Source organism: Streptococcus raffinosi (assembly GCF_030284685.1).
In the GTDB taxonomy this organism is placed as follows: Bacteria; Bacillota; Bacilli; order Lactobacillales; family Streptococcaceae; genus Streptococcus; species Streptococcus raffinosi.
Map to the genome: position 1 here is coordinate 97,014 of NZ_JASUZV010000004.1, position 18,730 is coordinate 115,743.

The following is an 18,730-nucleotide window of genomic DNA, read 5'->3' on the forward strand; positions in this document are numbered from 1 at the left end:
ACTTAGAATAGAAGACCTACCGTAAATGAAGACATGATAGTAAATACGATTGCAAACAAGATAGACAAAATGACACCATTCAAAAGTGCTGCCAAGATCATTTGATAGAACTTATCAGCCTTCCACGCAGTTGTTACAGGAACAATTGTAAAGAGGTTAGCAAGTGCAAACAAGAAGTAAACAACATAGAACAAGAAGCCTGGGAAGACAACAAGTCCAATAGCTCCCAACAATATAGTTACAAGCAATACTGGCAAGGCTAATGATGTCAAACGACCAAAACGGTCAAAGCTATTTAAGAAAGTTGTTGCAGGGTCACGGAAGATGGCCTTACGTGTCACAAATCCTGCCAAGATGAAGGCGAAGATAAAGAGGAAGGCCGCTAAAATACTTGCAAAGAAAGCCGCAAAACCAATACTAGAGGCATGACTTGAAACGGATGATGAGTAATCATTTGATCCGAAAGATCCAAAGACACTACTGAAGGCACTCGCTGTTGACTCTAAAGTGTTGACCACTTTACGTGCCATTGCGCTCAAAATTGCAAAGAATGCAAGTCCAGTCAAGAGTGACAAGAAGATGTAGTTAAGCCAACCATTGTGCTTACCATAATCTGTCATATCTGCTGGACGACGCCATGCATTTAGCAACCATGTCCAATAGTTTTTGAAAGTTGTTCCAAATGCTGATGGTTGGGCTGGAACAACTACTGCTTGACCATTAATGAATTGAACATTTTGACCTGGTTGAAGAGGTTGACCGTTAGCAAAGGCTGCTTGTTGACCAGCTTGCGCATTCGCAAAACCTGCTTGAGGTTGAAATGCTTGATTCGGTACAGCTTGTCCTGGGGTTGCTTGAGCACTTGCAAAACCTGGTTGAGCTGGAGCTCCTTGAACTGGAGCTTCCTGAGTGCCAGCAAATGCTGGTTGTGGTTGCGCTTCTTGAGCTGGAGTCTCTTGAGCAGCTGCAAAGCCTGGTTGAGCTGGAACTCCTTGAACTGGAGCTTCTTGTACATTGGCAAATGCTGGTTGCGCTGGAGCTCCCTGAGCTGGGGCATCGTCTTGGAATTCTCCAGCCGCAAGTGCTGCCGCAATTTCTTCTTCAGTCGCTGAACGACCATTGATGGCTTCAAAAAAATCTAACCAATCTGCTTTAGTCATAATAATCTCCTTAGAAATACATAGAATGATTCTATTTTATCACAAATAGCAACATTATTAAATGCCATTTTCATTAGAAAAAGGTTCGGAACAAGTTGTCCAAACCTTTATTAAATACGATATAAAATTCTTTATGTAACCTTATTAGCACAGGCAAAAATATCTGTAGACCTCTACTAAGACTCAATCATTTTACTTGTTTCTTTGGAGAGATTTTTGAATCTGACGATCCAACTCCAGTTTGATATGTGGTTCTGGCGCAAAGCGTTCCTCCCAGTCATCTGGTTTCAGAATCTTGTGGGTCACTGGATCAAAATGAGCCTTACCATCTGGGAAAATTTTACCCATATTAGCCTCATGAACCGTATCAAAGAAAGGCTTAGGATCCACACCCATAAGGACAAAGGAGCCATAAGTCAAGTAAAGCAAATCTGTCAAAGCATCAACCTGACCAACCATCGTTGACTCTGAATGTTCTTTAGAGCTAACCTTGAGAGCTGCCTTATCAAGAGCAGCATGCAGGTCCAAAACAGCCTGTCCAAAGGCACGCTTGTCCCCACCTGATGAAGCATAAAGGAATTCGACGATTTCTTCCAACTTGAAGTCCGAACGATGACTAGCTTCCTCAATACTGTAGACACGAGGCATATCATTGGTAGAGCCATCCATCAAGTGATGGAAATCCTTAACCTTGTTAAAGTTGTCATCATCACTGGTAAATGAATTCTCTGTTTCAAAGTGAATCAGGCCATAGTGTGATAGGGCTTTGGCAATCCCATTCTGGTTGTTGGTGTCCGTGACATGGGTCGCCTGATCCTTCAGTTCATCTTCACCATTTCCCATGGCAACACCGATACCGACACCAGACAACATTTCCAGGTCATTTTCCGAATCTCCAAAGGCCATAACCTCGCTGAGATCGAAACCAAATGCCTCACCTAAATGAGCAATCCCTTTGAGCTTAGATTGCCCAGCAGAAATAATATCCGCAGAATAAGGACTTGAGCGAGTAATCTTAACGTGTGGGAATTTCTCCTCAATAGCTTGAGTCTCACCCACTGTCGCTACCATAACTACTTGGTAGACCGGTTCACGCATAATGGTTTTGAGAGCTTCCATGCTCTGTGGTTTAAAACGACGAATGAGAGACTTAAAACTACGTTCCACCATCTTAGCCCAAGATTTGGGCACGATACGACTCACTATTTGACCAAACTTGCTAGTCCCCATACTGATGATGTTAGAACCGACAAGACCCGTACTCGTACCTAGAGAAATTTCTCTACGTTGCTTGGTCGCATAACGAATCAAGTTGTAAATCGTTGATTTAGGGAGTTGATTTTGATAGAGAATCTTATCATGAGTAAGGATATACTGACCATTATACGTCACCGCAAAATCCAGACCTAGATTATCCATGAAAGGCTGAACAAATCCTGGCCCACGGCCTGTCGCCAAACCAACCAAAATGCCATCTTCCTTCATCTGACTGATAGCCTTTTTGGTTGAAGTTGACACACGTTTTCGGTCATTTAAAAAAGTCCCATCAATATCAAAAAAGACTGCTTTAATCGCCACTTGGCTCCCCCTCCGTCTAACATTTATGCTAAAATAAATTATAACATAAATATGATAGTGAGTAGTATCCAAATGACAAAAAAAATTCTCGTCCTTCATACTGGAGGAACCATTTCCATGTCCGCAGATGACGATGGCAAGGTCAGTCAAAACGCTGATAATCCCATGAACCATGTTGGACTTGATTTGGACAACCTAGAACTGACCGTTCTGGATTTTCTTAACATTCCTAGTCCACATATCACCCCCTACCACATGCTTGATATTTACAAAAAAATCAAGGAAACAGCTGGACAATATGATGGTGTGGTCATTACCCACGGTACAGACACCCTTGAAGAGACAGCCTATTTTCTAGATACTATGGCTGTTCCTGAGATTCCAGTCGTCCTAACAGGTGCCATGCGTTCATCAAACGAACTGGGAAGTGATGGCGTTTACAACTATCTCTCAGCCCTTCGTGTCGCAAGCAATGACAAGGCTGCCGATAAAGGCGTCCTAGTCGTTATGAACGATGAAATCCATGCAGCCAAGTATGTGACCAAGACCCATACCACAAACGTAGCAACCTTTCACACGCCCACTCATGGCCCTCTAGGAATCATCATGAAACACGACATTCTTTGGTTCAAGACGGCTGAACCTCGTGTTCGCTTTGACTTGCAACAAATTTCAGGAACTGTGCCAATCATTAAGGCCTACGCTGGTATGGGAATTGGCGATGGCATCATCAGCCTCCTAGATCCTGAAAAAATTGACGGGGTAGTCATTGAGGCACTAGGCGCCGGAAACCTCCCACCACTAGCTGCTAGAGAAATTACGTCACTTATGAACAAGGGAGTGCCAGTTGTACTCGTTTCCCGTTGCTTTAACGGTATCGCTGAACCAGTCTATACCTACGAAGGTGGTGGCGTTAAACTCCAAGAAGCAGGCGTTATGTTTGTCAAAGAACTCAATGCACCAAAGGCTCGCCTCAAACTCCTCATTGCACTTAGTGCAGGACTAGAAGGCCAAGAATTGAAAGATTATATTGAGGGATAAGACATGAAACTTAGCATTGAAGCAACCGATAAATTGGAAAATAAAGATTTCCACTATGAACTAACCGTTTCACAGACACATGTCGCCATGGTCTGTGGTACTGTGCTAGCCAGTCTAGCCCTGATTGCTTGGATGAAGAAAAAATAAAAAAGCTTGAAGCATGGTCACTAGAAAGATGACTGAACTGCTTCAGGCTTTTAGTTTTCTTCGTCTGGTCTATATTCAAGAATATCCCCTGGTTGACAATTTAATTCCTTACAAATGGCATCCAGAGTCGTAAAACGGATTGCCTTGGCCTTACCTGTCTTAAGAACCGAGAGATTGGCTGGGGTAATACCAATCCGTTCTGCAAGCTCACCCGAGCGCATCTTCTTCTTAGCAAGTTCAACGTCTAAATTGACAATAATCATAAGCCCCTCCTAAATGGTATACTCATTTTCCTCAGCAATGGCATTAGCCTTAGTCAAAATCATAGCGACAGCATAGAGGACAAAGCTAACTAGCAAATAACTGATGTTAAAGAAACTATAACTCTGGTTGCCAGTTCCAAATGTAAAGATACCATTATTGATAAAAGCCCCAAGAACTAGCAAATGCGCTGACCAACGAACCAACTTAGCATTTTTAGCGATGAAAATATCAGAACGATAAAGGTTAATCAGAAAGGCACGTAGGCACAACAAGAAACCTATGTTGACTACCATACGAAGGAAATCAATGGTTGCTGCAAAAAGCGTCAGACTAGGACCCTTGCTTTTCACGGTAACTCCCGACCCAAGAAGCATACGCAAACCTTGTTGTAAGAGTCCTTCGTGACCAGTCAGAATAAAGGCATCATTAAGAATGGTAATAACAAGACTTAAAAAGCCCGCAAAAAGGAGGACATTAACGAACAGGAGAACACTACGAAGTCGTTTTTGTTCTTGCGTCTCCTGACGATTTTTAGCACTTTTAGCCGATTTCCAACCATAATAACTAGAGCCAGCCAAGGCTAGGACGATTAAAACATAGAATAAGATAGTTGTCATGTGTTACCTCGATTGTAAAGACAGTTTGATTTTTTAGGAGCATAGACTATAAAAAGCCAAGGTGCCTCTAGGAGCCCTTGACCTTATACTAAATCAGTAGCTAACTATTAACAGTATCAATTATATCGAATATCAATATAAAATACTAGTTTATAGATAAGATTTTACTAGTTTTCAACTAAGATACATTCACTTATTTGACAGCTGTTTGTCCCTTACGAAGACGGATAGCATCACAAGCTAGAGAAGCCAAGAAGAGCCAAACTGATGTGCTGAAGTCCATTACTAGGTGATCTGTCGTTCCCAACTGCAAGAAGATATTCAAGGCTGATGGCACAAAGGTTAGAAGGGCAGCCTTTTTCAAGAAAAGAGAGAAATCTTCTGTCCAAAGTGCCTTCCAGGTAAAGGCCTTAAGTTCTTTACGAAGGAGCCAAATCAAGGCAAGATAGAAAGCAAATTGTAGCTCTGCGACCAGCCAGTAACCCCAACCAGAAAGGTATTGAACCTCTGCACCTGGGAAAAGGCTAGCCACGTCCACAAAAGGAAGAATAAGTAAAGCAAGCATTGCAAGACCGTAGATTGCCATAAGAAGACCAAGAAGAGCGTTGATGATTAATTTGAGTGTTTTCATGATAAGTATTTCCTTTCTTAAATAGTTTTTAGGATATAATTTCTCTTTTTCGCGAATAAGATTGTCTTTATCGAAAACTTATTATCGTTTATCGATAATTATATGTTACACTCTTTATTTCTCCTTGTCAACACATTTTTATCGTTTTTCGATACTTTTTGTCTAAAAATCAAAAAATAAAAACCAGTCAAGAAAATCCTAACTAGTTGCACTTCTTATTTTAGTCACCTAGACTGGTCGTTCATACGTCTAAGCTTTTTCGTTTTTTAGGAAAAGGGATTCTACGTTTATGAAAAAAGGAAAAAAGGGATTTTGGGAAACTGAGGAATGAAAGTCGTAGAATAGTGGAAAATATTGCCTCTTCCTAGCTCAATACTAGTCTTGATAAACCTTAAAGTCTTGAGGATGCTTTTGGAAATTTGGATTGTAGGTTACTTTAATTTTTACTGTCATTATGATGTCCTCCATTTTTGGAATGATTTGGCTTAGCCAAAACCTTTTATTTTCAAAACCTATCTCGTTTTGATGGTTTTATTATAGGTTCCCTAACTTAAAGAAAGCTTTTAATAAGCTTGAAAGAAACTTAAAACTCTCAGTTGTCCACTGAGAGTTGATATGTCTATAACATCGATAAGATAATACCCAGTGCCAAAGCCACCCAGACAGCATAACGAATTGTCGCATGATAGCGATAACCTTCGATAACCTTTGGCATTTTTGTAAAAAGATAGGCAATGTAGGCAACTATGGAAAGAAAATAACCTTTAAAATTCAAAGTGGAACCTAGAAGACTAAATTCTTCAAAGACTGGCACTAGCACCAGGACAGCCGTAAGCATGCACCAAACCGGTAGAAGCGTTTTTTCCCTTTGATGACAAAGATGAATAATCAGTTGAGCTATGAAACCAGCTACATACATAATGAATAGTACTGAACACAGTAGAGAGATCAAAAGTGAATAAAAATATAAGGTATGAAAGTCCATCTTTCCTTGTATCATCTCTACCAATCCAGTAATAAACCAAATCAAGATGAAGGCGAACAAATAAAATAAGAGACCTAACATTATAAGAAACAAGGGATGCAAGATAGCAAAAAAATCTAGTTTTAACCGTCTTTTGTTCATTAGTTTTCTCCTCAGTCAAACTCTCCTTGGCTTCTCAAATAAGCTCCTAGCACCTGCCATTCAGGATTCTCTCGCCAGTTAGGGTCAGAGACAATTTGACTAGCCACCCGTCTGGCTTCCTCTAAGATATTGTAGTCTTCCACAATATCGGCCACTTGAAATTCAGGAATACCTGACTGACGTGTCCCAAAGATTTCCCCTGAGCCACGCATTTTAAGATCCTCCTCAGCTAGAACAAAGCCATCCGTGCTCTCACACATGGCCTGCATGCGTTTTTTACCAGTATCATTTTTAGGATTAGCCACCAAAATACAGTAGGACTGCTTATCGCCACGACCTACACGTCCTCGAAGCTGGTGAAGCTGGCTAAGTCCAAAACGATCCGCATCCATAATAACCATGACCGTCGCATTTGGCACATTGACTCCTACTTCGATTACCGTAGTAGATACCAAAATCTGATATTTCTTATCTTTAAACGCCTGCATAATTTGGTCTTTTTCATCATTCTTCATACGACCATGCATCAGAGCTACCGTAGCTGAATCTCCAAAGAACTCTGTGAGTTCCTGATGAAGGGCAACAGCATTTTTCAAATCAAGAGCCTCAGACTCTTCAATCAAGGGAGAAATAAAATAGACCTGAGCATCTTTTTCCAACTCGCCCTTGATCCAAGTCAATACGGTGTCCAGCTGCTCATGTTTAACCCAACGGGTAATAATGGGCTTACGTCCAGCTGGCATCTGATCAATGATAGACACATCCATTTCCCCAAAAGCGGTGATAGCCAAGGTCCTAGGGATAGGGGTCGCTGTCATCATGAGAACGTCAGGATTGTCTCCCTTCTCACGGAAAATACGACGTTGATTAACCCCAAAACGGTGTTGCTCATCGGTTATAACCAACCCAAGTTTATGATAAGTCACAGCATCCTGAATCAAGGAGTGAGTCCCTACAATCATCTGAGCCTCTCCAGATTCAATTTTGGAAAGCGCTACTTTCTTATCCGCTGCCTTCATCCCAGAAGTTAGGAGCACTACCTCTAGCTCGGGAAAAAGCCCCTGTAAACTCTGATAATGCTGCTCTGCTAAGATTTCCGTCGGTACCATAAGGGCAGACTGAAATCCTGCCGTGTAAGCCCCATACATGGCCAGGCTAGCGATAACTGTTTTCCCTGAACCCACATCTCCTTGTAAGAGACGGTTCATGTGAGCTCCAGATTGCATATCAGTTAGGATTTCTGCTAGACTGCGCTCCTGAGCCTGCGTCAAAGGGAAAGGCAAGGAAGCAATCTTGGCTTTGATTTTGCTTTCATCGTAAGCGATTGCTAGACCATTAGTCTCCGATTTATTTTCAGCCTTTAGCACCTGTAAGTTCATTTGAAAATAAAAGAGTTCCTCAAACTTTGTTCGGCGTAGGGCCTGCTTATATTCAGCCAAATCTTTTGGAAAATGCATGGCACGCACAGCCTCTTGACGTCCCATGAGACGATACTTGTCCATCAGCACCTGGGGGAGACTTTCCTTCAACAACTCAATAGCCCCACTTTCGAAAGCCGCCTTTATGGCCTTTATCAGCTGATCTTGACTGACACCTTGAGCCACATGGTAAACTGGCTGCATATCGTCCTCAACTTGAGCCAAGACTTTCATACCAGTCACAGCCGACTTCTTCTGGTCCCACTTGCCAAAGATAGCCACTTCTGCCCCCATCTCAATCTTGTCCACAAGATAAGGCTGATTAAAGAAACTAATGGCAATCACAGCCTCACCCTGCTTGATTTTAAAGCTCAGACGATTACGTTTAAAGCCATAATACTGCACATTGGCAGGCGTCACCACTGTTCCCGTAATAACAGCCTTCTCGCCATCCATCAGTTCAAAAATAGATTTACTCTTAAAATCCTCATATCGGAAAGGAAAATAAAGCAAGAGGTCCCCAACCGTGTGCAAATCTAATTTGGTAAATTTTTCAGCGGACTTAGGCCCAAAGCCTTTCAAATCCGCAATTGGTGAATCTAATTGAATCATATCCTCTATCATTTCTATCGTGTTCTGTCCCTCGTAAAAGAGGAAGTCTTACCAGCTATTATATCACATGAGATGAGTCTTCACGAAAAGCAAAAAATCCAGCCGAAAGCTGGATTTCTCTCTTTTACTCATAACTGCGAGGGACACGATCACTAAGTAAACAAAGAACTTCGTAGTTGATAGTACCACGTTTTTCAGCCACCTCTGTCGCAGTGATGCTTGCTCTCCCATTTTCACCAATAAGCGTAACAGGAGTACCTAGGGGATAGACTTTAGGCAAGCGAATGGTAATTTGGTCCATAGACACGCGCCCAACAATCGGGCAAAATTGACCATCCACAATAACGTGAAAGCCTTGTAAATCTCTAGTCCAACCATCCGCATATCCGATTGGAATCGTACCAATAACCTCGTCAGTCGTCGTTGTATAAGTGGCACCATAACCGACATCTTGACCTGCTGGTAGGGTTTTAACATGAACAAGAGCTGTTTCCAAACTTAGGGCAGGACGAATCTTATAAGGAAGATTCAAAGCACTACCACTAGGATTGAGACCATAAATGACAACACCCAAACGTACCGCATTAAAGACGGTTTCGGCATGCCAGATACTTGTCGCTGAGTTGCTTGCGTGTACCAGACGAGGACGGTCAGCCAAATTTTCCACCAAATTTGTGAAGAAGGCCAATTGGCGCTTGAATTTACTATCGTCCGCCTCATCAGCAGTTGCAAAATGGGTAAAAATACCTTCGACATCGGCACCAAGTGTCTTCAGACCAGCAATTAAGCTATCTGCATCTTCTTGGCTACGCACCCCAATACGACCCATACCTGAATCAACCTTAATATGGCAGGTCAAGCCTGTCAAATCAAGCCCTTGTTTCTGAGCCAGCGCCAACCAATCAAGTGAGGCCACTGTCAGAGTAATATTTTCTTGAATAGCCAAGGGAACACCATCCGGCAAAACCACTCCCAAAATGAGTATTGGCTGCTCTAAGCCAGCTTGACGGAGTTCAAGCGCTTCGTCCAGATTGGACACACAAAAACCGTCTACCTGTTCAGACACCTGCTTAGCCACTGCGACTGCTCCATGACCATAAGCATTTGCCTTAACAACTGCAAAAGTCTTTACCTTTTTAGGAATATGACTAACCACTTGTTCAATATTTTCTGAAATTGCTGATAGATCAACCTTTGCCAAGGTTGGTCGATGTAAACTTGAAATCATAAGCTATCCTCTTCCAACACCTATCTCTTAATTTTCTTCTAAAATGACACTTGCCTGAACAAAATCACCACTATGGGAAATCGAGATGAAGACTTTTCCCTCAAAAAGTGACTGGGTTACCACAGGAGCTCCTTTGTCATTGTTCAAAATTTCAATATCCTTGAAACCAACCGCTCCTATTCCAGTACCCCAAGCTTTTGAAAAAGCTTCTTTACCGGCCCAACGTCCTGCTAAATAGGACATCTGACGATTCCCAGAAAGAGACTCAAAGCGCTCCCATTCTTTTGGCGTCAAGACCTTCTTTGCAAAACGTGGATTGCGATCATAAGCCCTTTTCACAGCTGAAATTTCCTGCAAGTCTATACCATGTCCAATAATCATAGCTGCTTACTATAGTCGGTCATGAATTTCACGAATAAGACTGTCTGTCTTAGCCCAACCAAGACACGGATCTGTGATTGATTTTCCGTAAATTTCAGGCGTATCTTGACGACCATCCTCAAGATAAGACTCAATCATGAAGCCACGCACAGTATCTGCAATACGCTCATCCCACTCACGGTTAAGAAGGACTTCACGCACAATTCGAACCTGCTCAATAAAGTTTTTACCAGAGTTATCATGGTTGGTATCAACAAGAATAAATGGATTTTCCAAACCAAAGGTACTGTATTTATCCAAAGCCTTAACCAAATCCTCATAGTGGTAATTGACAAGATTTTGACCATTTTCATTGTTAGCCCCACGCAAAATAGCATGCGCCAATGGGTTCCCATCTGTCTTGACTTCAGCTCCATTAAAAATGAAGTGCTGTTGGTTTTGCGCAGCATATATACCATTAAACATGACATTCAAATTTCCTGACGTTGGGTTCTTCAAGCCAATTGGCACATCAATACCTGAAGCTACAAAGCGGTGTTCTTGGTCTTCAACCGAACGTGCGCCAATAGCATGGTAGCTAAGCAAATCCTCAAAAAAGTCAAGGTTTGATGGGTAAAGCATCTCGTCTGCAATAGGCAAACCTGTTTCAATAATAATACGTGATTGCAGGTGACGAACAGCCTTAACTCCCGCAAGAAGGTCTACGTCACCTTCTGCATCTGGTTGGTGAATAAGACCTTTATAACCATCTCCATTAGTACGTGGTTTAGCTGTATAAACACGCATAACGATGAAAATCTTGTCTTTCACTTCTTCCTGAAGCTGAGCCAGACGATGGGCATAATCAAGAACAGCCTCTTCATTATCAGATGAACATGGCCCGATAACCAAGAGGAGACGTTTGTCCTCCCCCTTGATAATTTTTGCCAAAGCCTCATCATTATCTTGCTTGGCTGCTAAGGCATCTCCTGTAAGGGCATGCAATTTTCTAACTTCCGCCGCATCAATAAGCGGACTATTTTGGTGAATTCCCATTTAATTCCCTCTCTTTGCGAAAAGAGAGCGAACCGTTTGGTCACCCAAACGTCTCACTCCCCACATATGGTTTCTGTTATCTTATTTTTTTGACAAAGTGTCGTGAATTTCACGAACCAATTCTTCTGTCTTAGCCCAACCAAGACATGGGTCTGTAATTGATTTACCATAAACATCTGGTGCATCTTGACGACCATCTTCAAGGTAAGATTCAATCATGAAGCCACGTGCAACTTTGTTGATTTTTTCATTCCAATCACGGTTAATCAAGGTTTGACGAACGATACGGATTTGTTCCAAGTAACGTTTACCTGAATTATCATGGTTGGTGTCAATAACGATGAACGGATTTTCAAGACCCATTTTTTCATAATGTTCAATTGTATCAAGAACATCATCATAGTAGAAGTTAGGCACGTTTTTACCATATTCGTTCGTTGAACCACGAAGGATAACGTGTGCCAATGGGTTACCTGAAGTTTGCACTTCTTCACCGTTAAAGAGGAAGTCTTGTTTATTTTGTGCAGCATAAATACCGTTAAACATCACGTTAAGGTTACCTGATGTTGGATTCTTCATACCAGTTGGAACATCAATACCTGAAGCCACAAAACGGTGTTGTTGGTCTTCTACAGAACGTGCACCAACGGCAATGTAGGATACAAGATCATCTACCAATGTAAGGTTTTCTGGATAAAGCATTTCATCGGCAGTCGTAATACCAGTTTCAGTGATAACACGGTAGTGAAGGTTACGTACCGCTTTAATTCCGTTAATAAGGTTTGGTTTTCCTTCAGCATCAGGTTGGTGCACAAGCCCTTTATAACCATCACCATTTGTACGAGGTTTAGCTGTATAAACACGCATCACCATAAAGACCTTGTCTTTAACTTCTTCTTGAAGTTTAGCCAAACGGTGAGCATAATCAAGAACAGCTTCTTCATTATCAGATGAACATGGACCGATAACCACTAGCGTACGATCATCTTCACCCTTAATGATTGCTTCAAGTTCTTTATCACGTGCTTGTTTCTTGGCAAGAGCTTCACCTGTCAATGTAGTTGATTCTTTAACTGCATCAAAATCAATTTTTTTACTTACTGCTTTAAAAACCATAATAATTACCTACTTCTTTTTTCCTAAAATTGCTTACGACCGTGACAATTTTTAAATTTCTTACCTGAGCCACATGGACAGAAATCATTACGACCAACTTTACTAAAGTCAATATCCTGACCATTCGCATCTGTCTGTTGTGCTTGGATATTACCTGTTGCTGTTGTTGAAACACGTTCATTCACATTTTCACGAGATTGTTCGTGGATTTGTGCTTTCATCATGGTACGTGTCACATCATATTCAATCGCTCCAACCATGTCTTGGAACATCTTGAACCCTTCAGATTGATACTCAACAATTGGATTGTTTTGCGCATAACCACGCAAACCAACAGCGTTACGTAATTGGTCAAGGGCATCAATGTGATCTGTCCACTTATTATCAACAACCATCAAAATCAAAACTTTTTGAAATTCACGGATAGCTTCCTCTGAACGTAATTTCTTGATTTGGCGATCATAAACATCATCTGCTAATTCATTCAAGTAAACTTTAATAGCTTCATAATTAACACTACGTTTAGTGACCTCACCCACTTCTTTCAAGTCTTTAAGTGAGATGGCATTTTCAGGAACCAAAGCCTGACGGGCAAACGTCAAGATTGCCCTAAGAGCTTCATCTTGATCATTGCGACTGTGACCTTCAACCGTACGATTAATTGTACGCTTAATCATAGCCTTAATTTCAGGTTCAAGATCACGCTCTGCTGTGATAACATCATAACGCTCAGCGTAAATGATTTCACGTTGTTCACGCATAACGTCATCGTATTGAAGGACTTGTTTACGTGTATCGTAGTTATTCCCTTCAACACGTTTTTGAGCTGATTCCACTTGACGAGTCAACATACGTGATTTGATGACAATATCTTCATCATCAGCATTAAAGCGTTCCAAGACATGTTTGACACGATCAGAACCAAAACGACGCATCAATTCATCTTCAAGTGAGAGGTAGAATTGAGATTCACCTGGGTCCCCTTGACGTCCCGCACGACCACGCAACTGGTTATCAATACGGCGGCTTTCGTGACGCTCTGTACCAATGACACAAAGTCCACCAAGATCCAGAACACCTTCACCAAGTTTGATATCGGTACCACGACCGGCCATGTTGGTCGCAATCGTAACCGCACCACGTTGACCTGCATTCATGATGATATGGGCTTCTTTTTCGTGGTTCTTGGCATTAAGCACTTCGTGAGGAATACCTGCTTCAACCAGCATCTTAGAAATCAAGTCAGATGTTTCAACGGCAACGGTACCAACAAGAACTGGTTGACCCTTTTCATAACGACGTTTGACATCTTGCACTACCGCACGGAATTTGGCATCCAAGGTTGGGTAAAGAAGGTCATCATGGTCAATACGTTGAATTGGACGGTTGGTTGGAATCGGAATGATTCGCATGTTATAGATTTCACGGAACTCATCTTCCTCAGTCTTACCTGTACCAGTCATACCTGACAATTTCTTGTACATACGGAACATATTTTGGTAAGTGATTGAGGCAGATGTCTTGGTTTCCTCTTGAACTGGTACGCCTTCTTTAGCTTCAATAGCTTGGTGAAGTCCATCAGAGAAACGACGACCTTCCATAGTACGACCAGTAAATTGGTCAACGATAAGGATTTCTTGCTCCGGACTTACCACATAGTCAATATCATGCAACATGATATAGTTGGCACGAAGGGCATTATCAATATAGTGAGTCAAGGCTACATGGTCAATATCGTACAAGTTATCCAAGTTGAAGAATTCTTCGGCCTTATCAATACCAGAGTCATTCAAACCAATGGTTTTGGTTGGAACATCAATGGCATAATCATCTTCAGTCAATGTCTTAACAAAAGCATCTGAACGATGATACAACTGGTTAGTCTCTGAACTTACAGGACCTGATACAATCAATGGTGTACGAGCTTCATCAATAAGAACCGAGTCAACCTCATCGACCAAGGCATAGTTCAAAGGACGTTGTACCATGTTTTCCTTACGAACAACCATGTTATCACGGAGGTAGTCGAAACCGACCTCTGAGTTGGTTGAGTAAGTGATATCACAGTTATAGGCTTCACGCTTTTCAGCTGGTGATTTGGCAGAAAGGTTAATCCCTACTGACAAGCCAAGCCAACTATAAAGCTCACCCATTTCAGTTGCGTCACGCTCTGAAAGGTATTCGTTAACGGTAATAACGTGTACACCTTCACCTGAAATAGCGTTAAGGTAAACAGGCATTGTCGCCGTCAAGGTTTTCCCTTCCCCTGTACGCATCTCTGGTACGTCACCATGGTGAAGAACAATACCACCCATGATTTGCACACGGTATGGGAAAAGTCCAAGGACACGTTTTGCCCCTTCACGAACAACCGCAAATGCCTCTGGCAAGAGTTGGTCTAGGCTTTCTCCGTTTTGATATCGTTTTTTAAATTCATCTGTTTTTGCCTTAAGTTCTTCATCTGAAAGGGCTACCATTGCATCTGCATAGCCCTCAACTTTCTTGGCAGTTTTTTCTAGTTTCTTAATTTCGCCTTTATCATTTTCAATGATTTTGCGTAATATATTTGCCATCTTATTTCCTTTCGACAGTCTTTATCTCCATATTTTACCACAAAAACACCCTTTAAACAAGAAATCACACAAGGATTGACAAAAGAAAAAAGCCCTAGTTTAAAGCCTTTCACAACGGATTGACAAATAAACTAAAACTTTTTTATTAGATTCACTGAAAATAACGACAATATCACTTTAGGATTTTCCCTCAGATAGTTCTTACTCCTCTAGGATTTTCTGAAAATCCTGCAAGAGCTTATCAAAGGCTTGGTCAAAGAAAGCTCGATCAGAGCTGCTATAAGCCTTCATAAGCATTGGACTAGCTTCAAAATCCACATAAAATTGATAGTCCAAAGCCCCATTTTCCCAGTGAAATTTAAGGCTGGGAGAGGCCGTCTTTTCACCACACATGCCTGGAACCGCTCGTTGCAAGCCATAAATGTGGTCGCCATAATCTTTCAAACGGTAATAAGCCCCTTCAAAATAATAGGTCTCTCCAACTTTGATGCCTTTAAAAAGGTCTGCTAAAACTTGTTCTCTACTCATATTTAAGCCTCTTTAGATTGATTGACAGCACCCTCCATTTGACCATCAATTCTCCAACCTGCAACATCATTATTAACCGATATAATCACTTAAAATATCATATACCACGGCCGTCTTCAGACGACCCTGCCTAGATTTTCTAAACCTGGGCAAGTGTCAAACCACCGACCTTATAAATCTTCCTGAATAGCGCAAAACGCCTTAAGAGTATCTCTTAAAGCGATTTGACAATTCTTACTTGTTTGCTTGTTTATCCGCCACATCTTTGGCAAGGGCAAAGTTACCAAGTGTCGCAGAGCCATTACCTGAAACAGCAGGGGTAACAATATACTCAGTCACATCTGGTACTGGGAGGTAACCATTCAAAAGAACTGTGAATTTTTCACGAACACGACGAAGCATATGCTCTTGACCCATTACTCCACCACCAAAGACGATAACTTCAGGACGATAGAGAACAGTTGCTTGAACAGCAGCTTGAGCAATATAGTAAGCTTGAATATCCCACACTTCAGAATTTTGCTCAATCAACTCTCCACGAATACCTGTGCGAGCTTCAAGCGATGGCCCAGCAGCCAACCCTTCCAAGCAACCACGGTGGAAAGGACAAGTTCCGTTAAACTCATTAGCAACATCATTAGGGTGAAGAGGAACATAAACGTGACCTGCTTCAGTGTGGCCAACACCACCAATGAATTCACCATTTTGAATAGCACCTGCACCGATACCAGTTCCGATAGTGTAATAAACAAGACTCTTAACACCTTTACGAACAAGTGTCTCACCATAGGCAGATGAGTTAACATCCGTCGTAAAATAGAAAGGAATATTAAACTCTTTTGCAATCAAACCAAGAAGGTCAACGTTTGACCAGTGTGGTTTTGGCGTTGAGGTAACATAACCGTATGTTTCTGAGTTAGGATCAACATCAATGGGACCGAATGAACCAATGGCAATTCCAGCTAATTGGTCTTCATAACGTTTGAAGAAGGCAACGGTACGATCGATTGTTTCGTATGGTGTAGTGGTTGGGAATTGGGTCTTTTCAACGACTTGGAAATTTTCATCACCAACAGCACAAACAAATTTTGTACCACCAGCTTCCAAGCTTCCGTAAAGTTTAGCCATATGCAAGCTATCTCCTTTTGTGATCTATAAATTACTATCTTAATTATAAAGAAAAGTGGCGTAAAAGACAATCTATATTCCGTTCGATTCACCAGTCTTAGACACCCGAACTTATCTCTTTTCTTTATCTGACATTTAACTAAAAAAGCCGAAATAGCTTCGACTTTTCTAGATTATTATTTAACTGCGATGAAGTCAGCACCTTCAGCAACTGATCCAGTTGCTACTGACGAAACATCTTCGAAGTCTGCAGTATTTGTAACGATTACCATAGTTGTATCGTCAAGTCCTGCACCTGTGATAACTGAGCTATCGAAGGTAGCCAAGACATCACCTTTTTTAACACGTTGATTGGCTTTAACTTTAGCATCAAACCCTTTACCATCAAGTGAGACAGTGTCAATACCGACGTGGATAAGCACTTCAGCACCTTTATCAGATTTAAGACCATAAGCGTGACCTGTTGGGAAGGCGATTTGCACTTCACCATCAAATGGTGCAACCACTTGGTTACCTGAAGGTTTGATAGCCGCACCTTTACCCATAGCTCCTGATGAGAAGACTGGGTCATTAACATTTTCCAAAGCTACAACTTGACCTTTAAGTGGAGCAGCGATTGTTTCAGCTTGCAATTCAACTGGAGCTGAACCTGCTGAAGCGATATCTTCAGCAACAACTTCTTCAAGAGCTTCAACTTCTTCTTCCTTGTATCCAAAGAGCCATGTAAGAGTGAAACCAAGAGCAAGGGTAACAAGTACCATGATCACATACTTAAGTACTTGCCCGTTAAGGTAAAGAAGAGTACCAGGAACGATTGTTACACCAAACCCTGTACCAGCAAGGTTAAGGATTGATGCCAACCAACCACCGGCAGCACCAGCGATAAGACCCATGATAAATGGTTTACCGAAACGAAGGTTAACCCCGAAGATAGCTGGTTCAGTGATACCAAGTACCGCTGAAAGAGTTGCAGGGAAAGCAAGAGCTTTCAACTTAGAGTCTTTAGTTTTAACACCAACTGCAAGTGTTGCACCAGCTTGGGCAGTCATGGCAGCTGTGATAATAGCGTTAAGTGGGTCTTTACCTGTATTAGAAATAAGGTTAGCTTCAAGTAAGTTGAAGACGTGGTGAACCCCTGTAACGACGATAACTTGGTGAATACCACCGAGAACAAGACCTGCAAGACCAAATGGCAAGTTAAGAATCCACTCTGTACCAGCAAGTACGTAACTCTCAACTGTGTGGAAGACAGGACCAATGATAAAGAGGGCCAAGGCTGACATTACAGCAAAGACAACAAGTGGACGCAAGAGGAGGTCAAGAACATCTGGAACCCATTTACGAACCCATTGTTCAAACTTAGCACCAATCAAACCTACGAAGAAGGCTGGAAGGACTGAGTTTTGGTAACCAACTACTGGAATAAAGTCAAAGAAGTAAATTGGTTTTGCAGCACCTGATGCAACATCCCAAGCATTTGGAAGAGCGTTGTTAACCATCATCAAACCAAGAACCAAACCAAGAAGTGGTGAGCCACCAAATACGTTAAAGGCTGACCAACAGATCAAGGCTGGGAAAAAGGCGAAAGCTGTATCTGTCAATACAACTGTGTAAGTGTAGAAATCAGTAGCAGCGAAGGCTTTAGAAGTCGTACCAAACAATCCAAGAACTGTATCGTTATTGATGGCTCCACGGATACCCATGAAAAGACCAGTCGCTACAATAGCTGGAAGCAATGGAACGAAAACGTCACCGAATGAACGGATAGCACGTTGGAACCAGTTCCCTTGTTTAGCAGCTTCTGCTTTTTGTTCGTCTTTAGATGCTGTTGGAAGTCCTTGAGCAACGACTTCGTCGTAAATCTTGTTAACAGTACCTGTACCAAAGATCATTTGGTATTGACCTGAGTTAAAGAAAGCACCTTGAACTTTTTCGATGTTCTCAGCTTTTTCTTTGTTGATTTTGTTTTCATCTTTAACCATCACACGTAGACGAGTTGCACAGTGAGCAACACTGTTAACATTTTCACGTCCACCGAGGGCTTCGATGACTTCTTTTGCAATTTGTTTGTTATCCATTTGCAAAAATCTCCTTAATGAAATTTGTTTTTTGAAAGCGTTTCGCTGTTCTTTACGATATTTATTTTA

At 41.7% G+C, this 18,730-nt stretch carries 17 protein-coding genes; 2 read left to right on the top strand and 15 right to left on the bottom strand.

Annotated elements, in window-relative coordinates; all coding sequences use genetic code 11:
- Nucleotides 1–2 precede the first annotated feature (2 nt).
- Both QRD39_RS03915 and QRD39_RS03920 read right to left on the bottom strand, forming a co-directional pair.
- Nucleotides 3–1,160 carry a DUF6574 domain-containing protein gene (locus tag QRD39_RS03915; RefSeq protein WP_285955740.1) on the bottom strand — a complete coding sequence of 386 codons (1,158 nt, stop codon included), beginning with the start codon at nucleotides 1,158–1,160 and terminating at the stop codon, nucleotides 3–5.
- Nucleotides 1,161–1,352: 192 nt separating this feature from the next.
- Nucleotides 1,353–2,738, bottom strand: coding sequence for a Cof-type HAD-IIB family hydrolase (locus QRD39_RS03920; protein ID WP_285955741.1), 1,386 nt, complete (start codon nucleotides 2,736–2,738; stop codon nucleotides 1,353–1,355).
- Between the two features lie 72 nt (nucleotides 2,739–2,810).
- Here QRD39_RS03920 and QRD39_RS03925 point away from each other — a divergent pair, with 72 nt between their 5' ends.
- Complete coding sequence (locus QRD39_RS03925) at nucleotides 2,811–3,779, top strand: asparaginase (protein ID WP_285955742.1); 969 nt, start codon at nucleotides 2,811–2,813, stop codon at nucleotides 3,777–3,779.
- A gap of 3 nt (nucleotides 3,780–3,782) precedes the next feature.
- On the top strand, nucleotides 3,783–3,926 hold the full coding sequence (locus QRD39_RS03930; protein WP_192805709.1) for a hypothetical protein: 144 nt from the start codon (nucleotides 3,783–3,785) through the stop codon (nucleotides 3,924–3,926).
- A gap of 50 nt (nucleotides 3,927–3,976) precedes the next feature.
- Here QRD39_RS03930 and QRD39_RS03935 read toward each other — a convergent pair whose 3' ends face one another.
- The 13 genes from QRD39_RS03935 to QRD39_RS03995 form a co-directional block, all read right to left on the bottom strand.
- Nucleotides 3,977–4,189, bottom strand: a complete 213-nt coding sequence (locus QRD39_RS03935; RefSeq protein WP_002889236.1) for a helix-turn-helix domain-containing protein — start codon at nucleotides 4,187–4,189, stop codon at nucleotides 3,977–3,979.
- Between the two features lie 9 nt (nucleotides 4,190–4,198).
- Nucleotides 4,199–4,807, bottom strand: a complete 609-nt coding sequence (locus tag QRD39_RS03940; protein ID WP_285955743.1) for a DUF2975 domain-containing protein — start codon at nucleotides 4,805–4,807, stop codon at nucleotides 4,199–4,201.
- Nucleotides 4,808–5,000: 193 nt separating this feature from the next.
- Nucleotides 5,001–5,438, bottom strand: a complete 438-nt coding sequence (locus QRD39_RS03945; RefSeq protein ID WP_285955744.1) for a hypothetical protein — start codon at nucleotides 5,436–5,438, stop codon at nucleotides 5,001–5,003.
- 619 nt (nucleotides 5,439–6,057) lie between these two features.
- On the bottom strand, nucleotides 6,058–6,276 hold the full coding sequence (locus QRD39_RS03950) for a hypothetical protein (protein WP_285955745.1): 219 nt from the start codon (nucleotides 6,274–6,276) through the stop codon (nucleotides 6,058–6,060).
- 299 nt (nucleotides 6,277–6,575) lie between these two features.
- A complete protein-coding gene (gene recG, locus QRD39_RS03955; protein WP_285955746.1) occupies nucleotides 6,576–8,594 on the bottom strand; it encodes an ATP-dependent DNA helicase RecG in 2,019 nt (672 codons plus the stop codon).
- A 124-nt stretch (nucleotides 8,595–8,718) separates the two neighbouring features.
- Nucleotides 8,719–9,822 carry an alanine racemase gene (gene alr, locus QRD39_RS03960; RefSeq protein ID WP_002889242.1) on the bottom strand — a complete coding sequence of 368 codons (1,104 nt, stop codon included), beginning with the start codon at nucleotides 9,820–9,822 and terminating at the stop codon, nucleotides 8,719–8,721.
- Nucleotides 9,823–9,849: 27 nt separating this feature from the next.
- Nucleotides 9,850–10,203, bottom strand: coding sequence for a holo-ACP synthase (gene acpS, locus QRD39_RS03965; protein WP_285955747.1), 354 nt, complete (start codon nucleotides 10,201–10,203; stop codon nucleotides 9,850–9,852).
- Between the two features lie 9 nt (nucleotides 10,204–10,212).
- Nucleotides 10,213–11,238, bottom strand: a complete 1,026-nt coding sequence (locus tag QRD39_RS03970) for a 3-deoxy-7-phosphoheptulonate synthase (RefSeq protein WP_285955748.1) — start codon at nucleotides 11,236–11,238, stop codon at nucleotides 10,213–10,215.
- 81 nt (nucleotides 11,239–11,319) lie between these two features.
- Nucleotides 11,320–12,354 (bottom strand): 3-deoxy-7-phosphoheptulonate synthase, encoded by a 1,035-nt coding sequence (locus QRD39_RS03975; RefSeq protein ID WP_002889248.1) that lies wholly within the window; start codon nucleotides 12,352–12,354, stop codon nucleotides 11,320–11,322.
- 23 nt (nucleotides 12,355–12,377) lie between these two features.
- Complete coding sequence (secA, locus tag QRD39_RS03980; protein ID WP_285955749.1) at nucleotides 12,378–14,927, bottom strand: preprotein translocase subunit SecA; 2,550 nt, start codon at nucleotides 14,925–14,927, stop codon at nucleotides 12,378–12,380.
- 201 nt (nucleotides 14,928–15,128) lie between these two features.
- Nucleotides 15,129–15,455: a hypothetical protein gene (locus QRD39_RS03985; RefSeq protein WP_285955750.1), complete on the bottom strand. Its 327-nt coding sequence runs from the start codon at nucleotides 15,453–15,455 to the stop codon at nucleotides 15,129–15,131.
- Between the two features lie 234 nt (nucleotides 15,456–15,689).
- Nucleotides 15,690–16,583: a fructokinase ScrK gene (gene scrK, locus QRD39_RS03990; RefSeq protein WP_285955751.1), complete on the bottom strand. Its 894-nt coding sequence runs from the start codon at nucleotides 16,581–16,583 to the stop codon at nucleotides 15,690–15,692.
- Nucleotides 16,584–16,759: 176 nt separating this feature from the next.
- Nucleotides 16,760–18,661: a sucrose-specific PTS transporter subunit IIBC gene (locus QRD39_RS03995; protein WP_037613419.1), complete on the bottom strand. Its 1,902-nt coding sequence runs from the start codon at nucleotides 18,659–18,661 to the stop codon at nucleotides 16,760–16,762.
- Nucleotides 18,662–18,730: the final 69 nt, after the last annotated feature.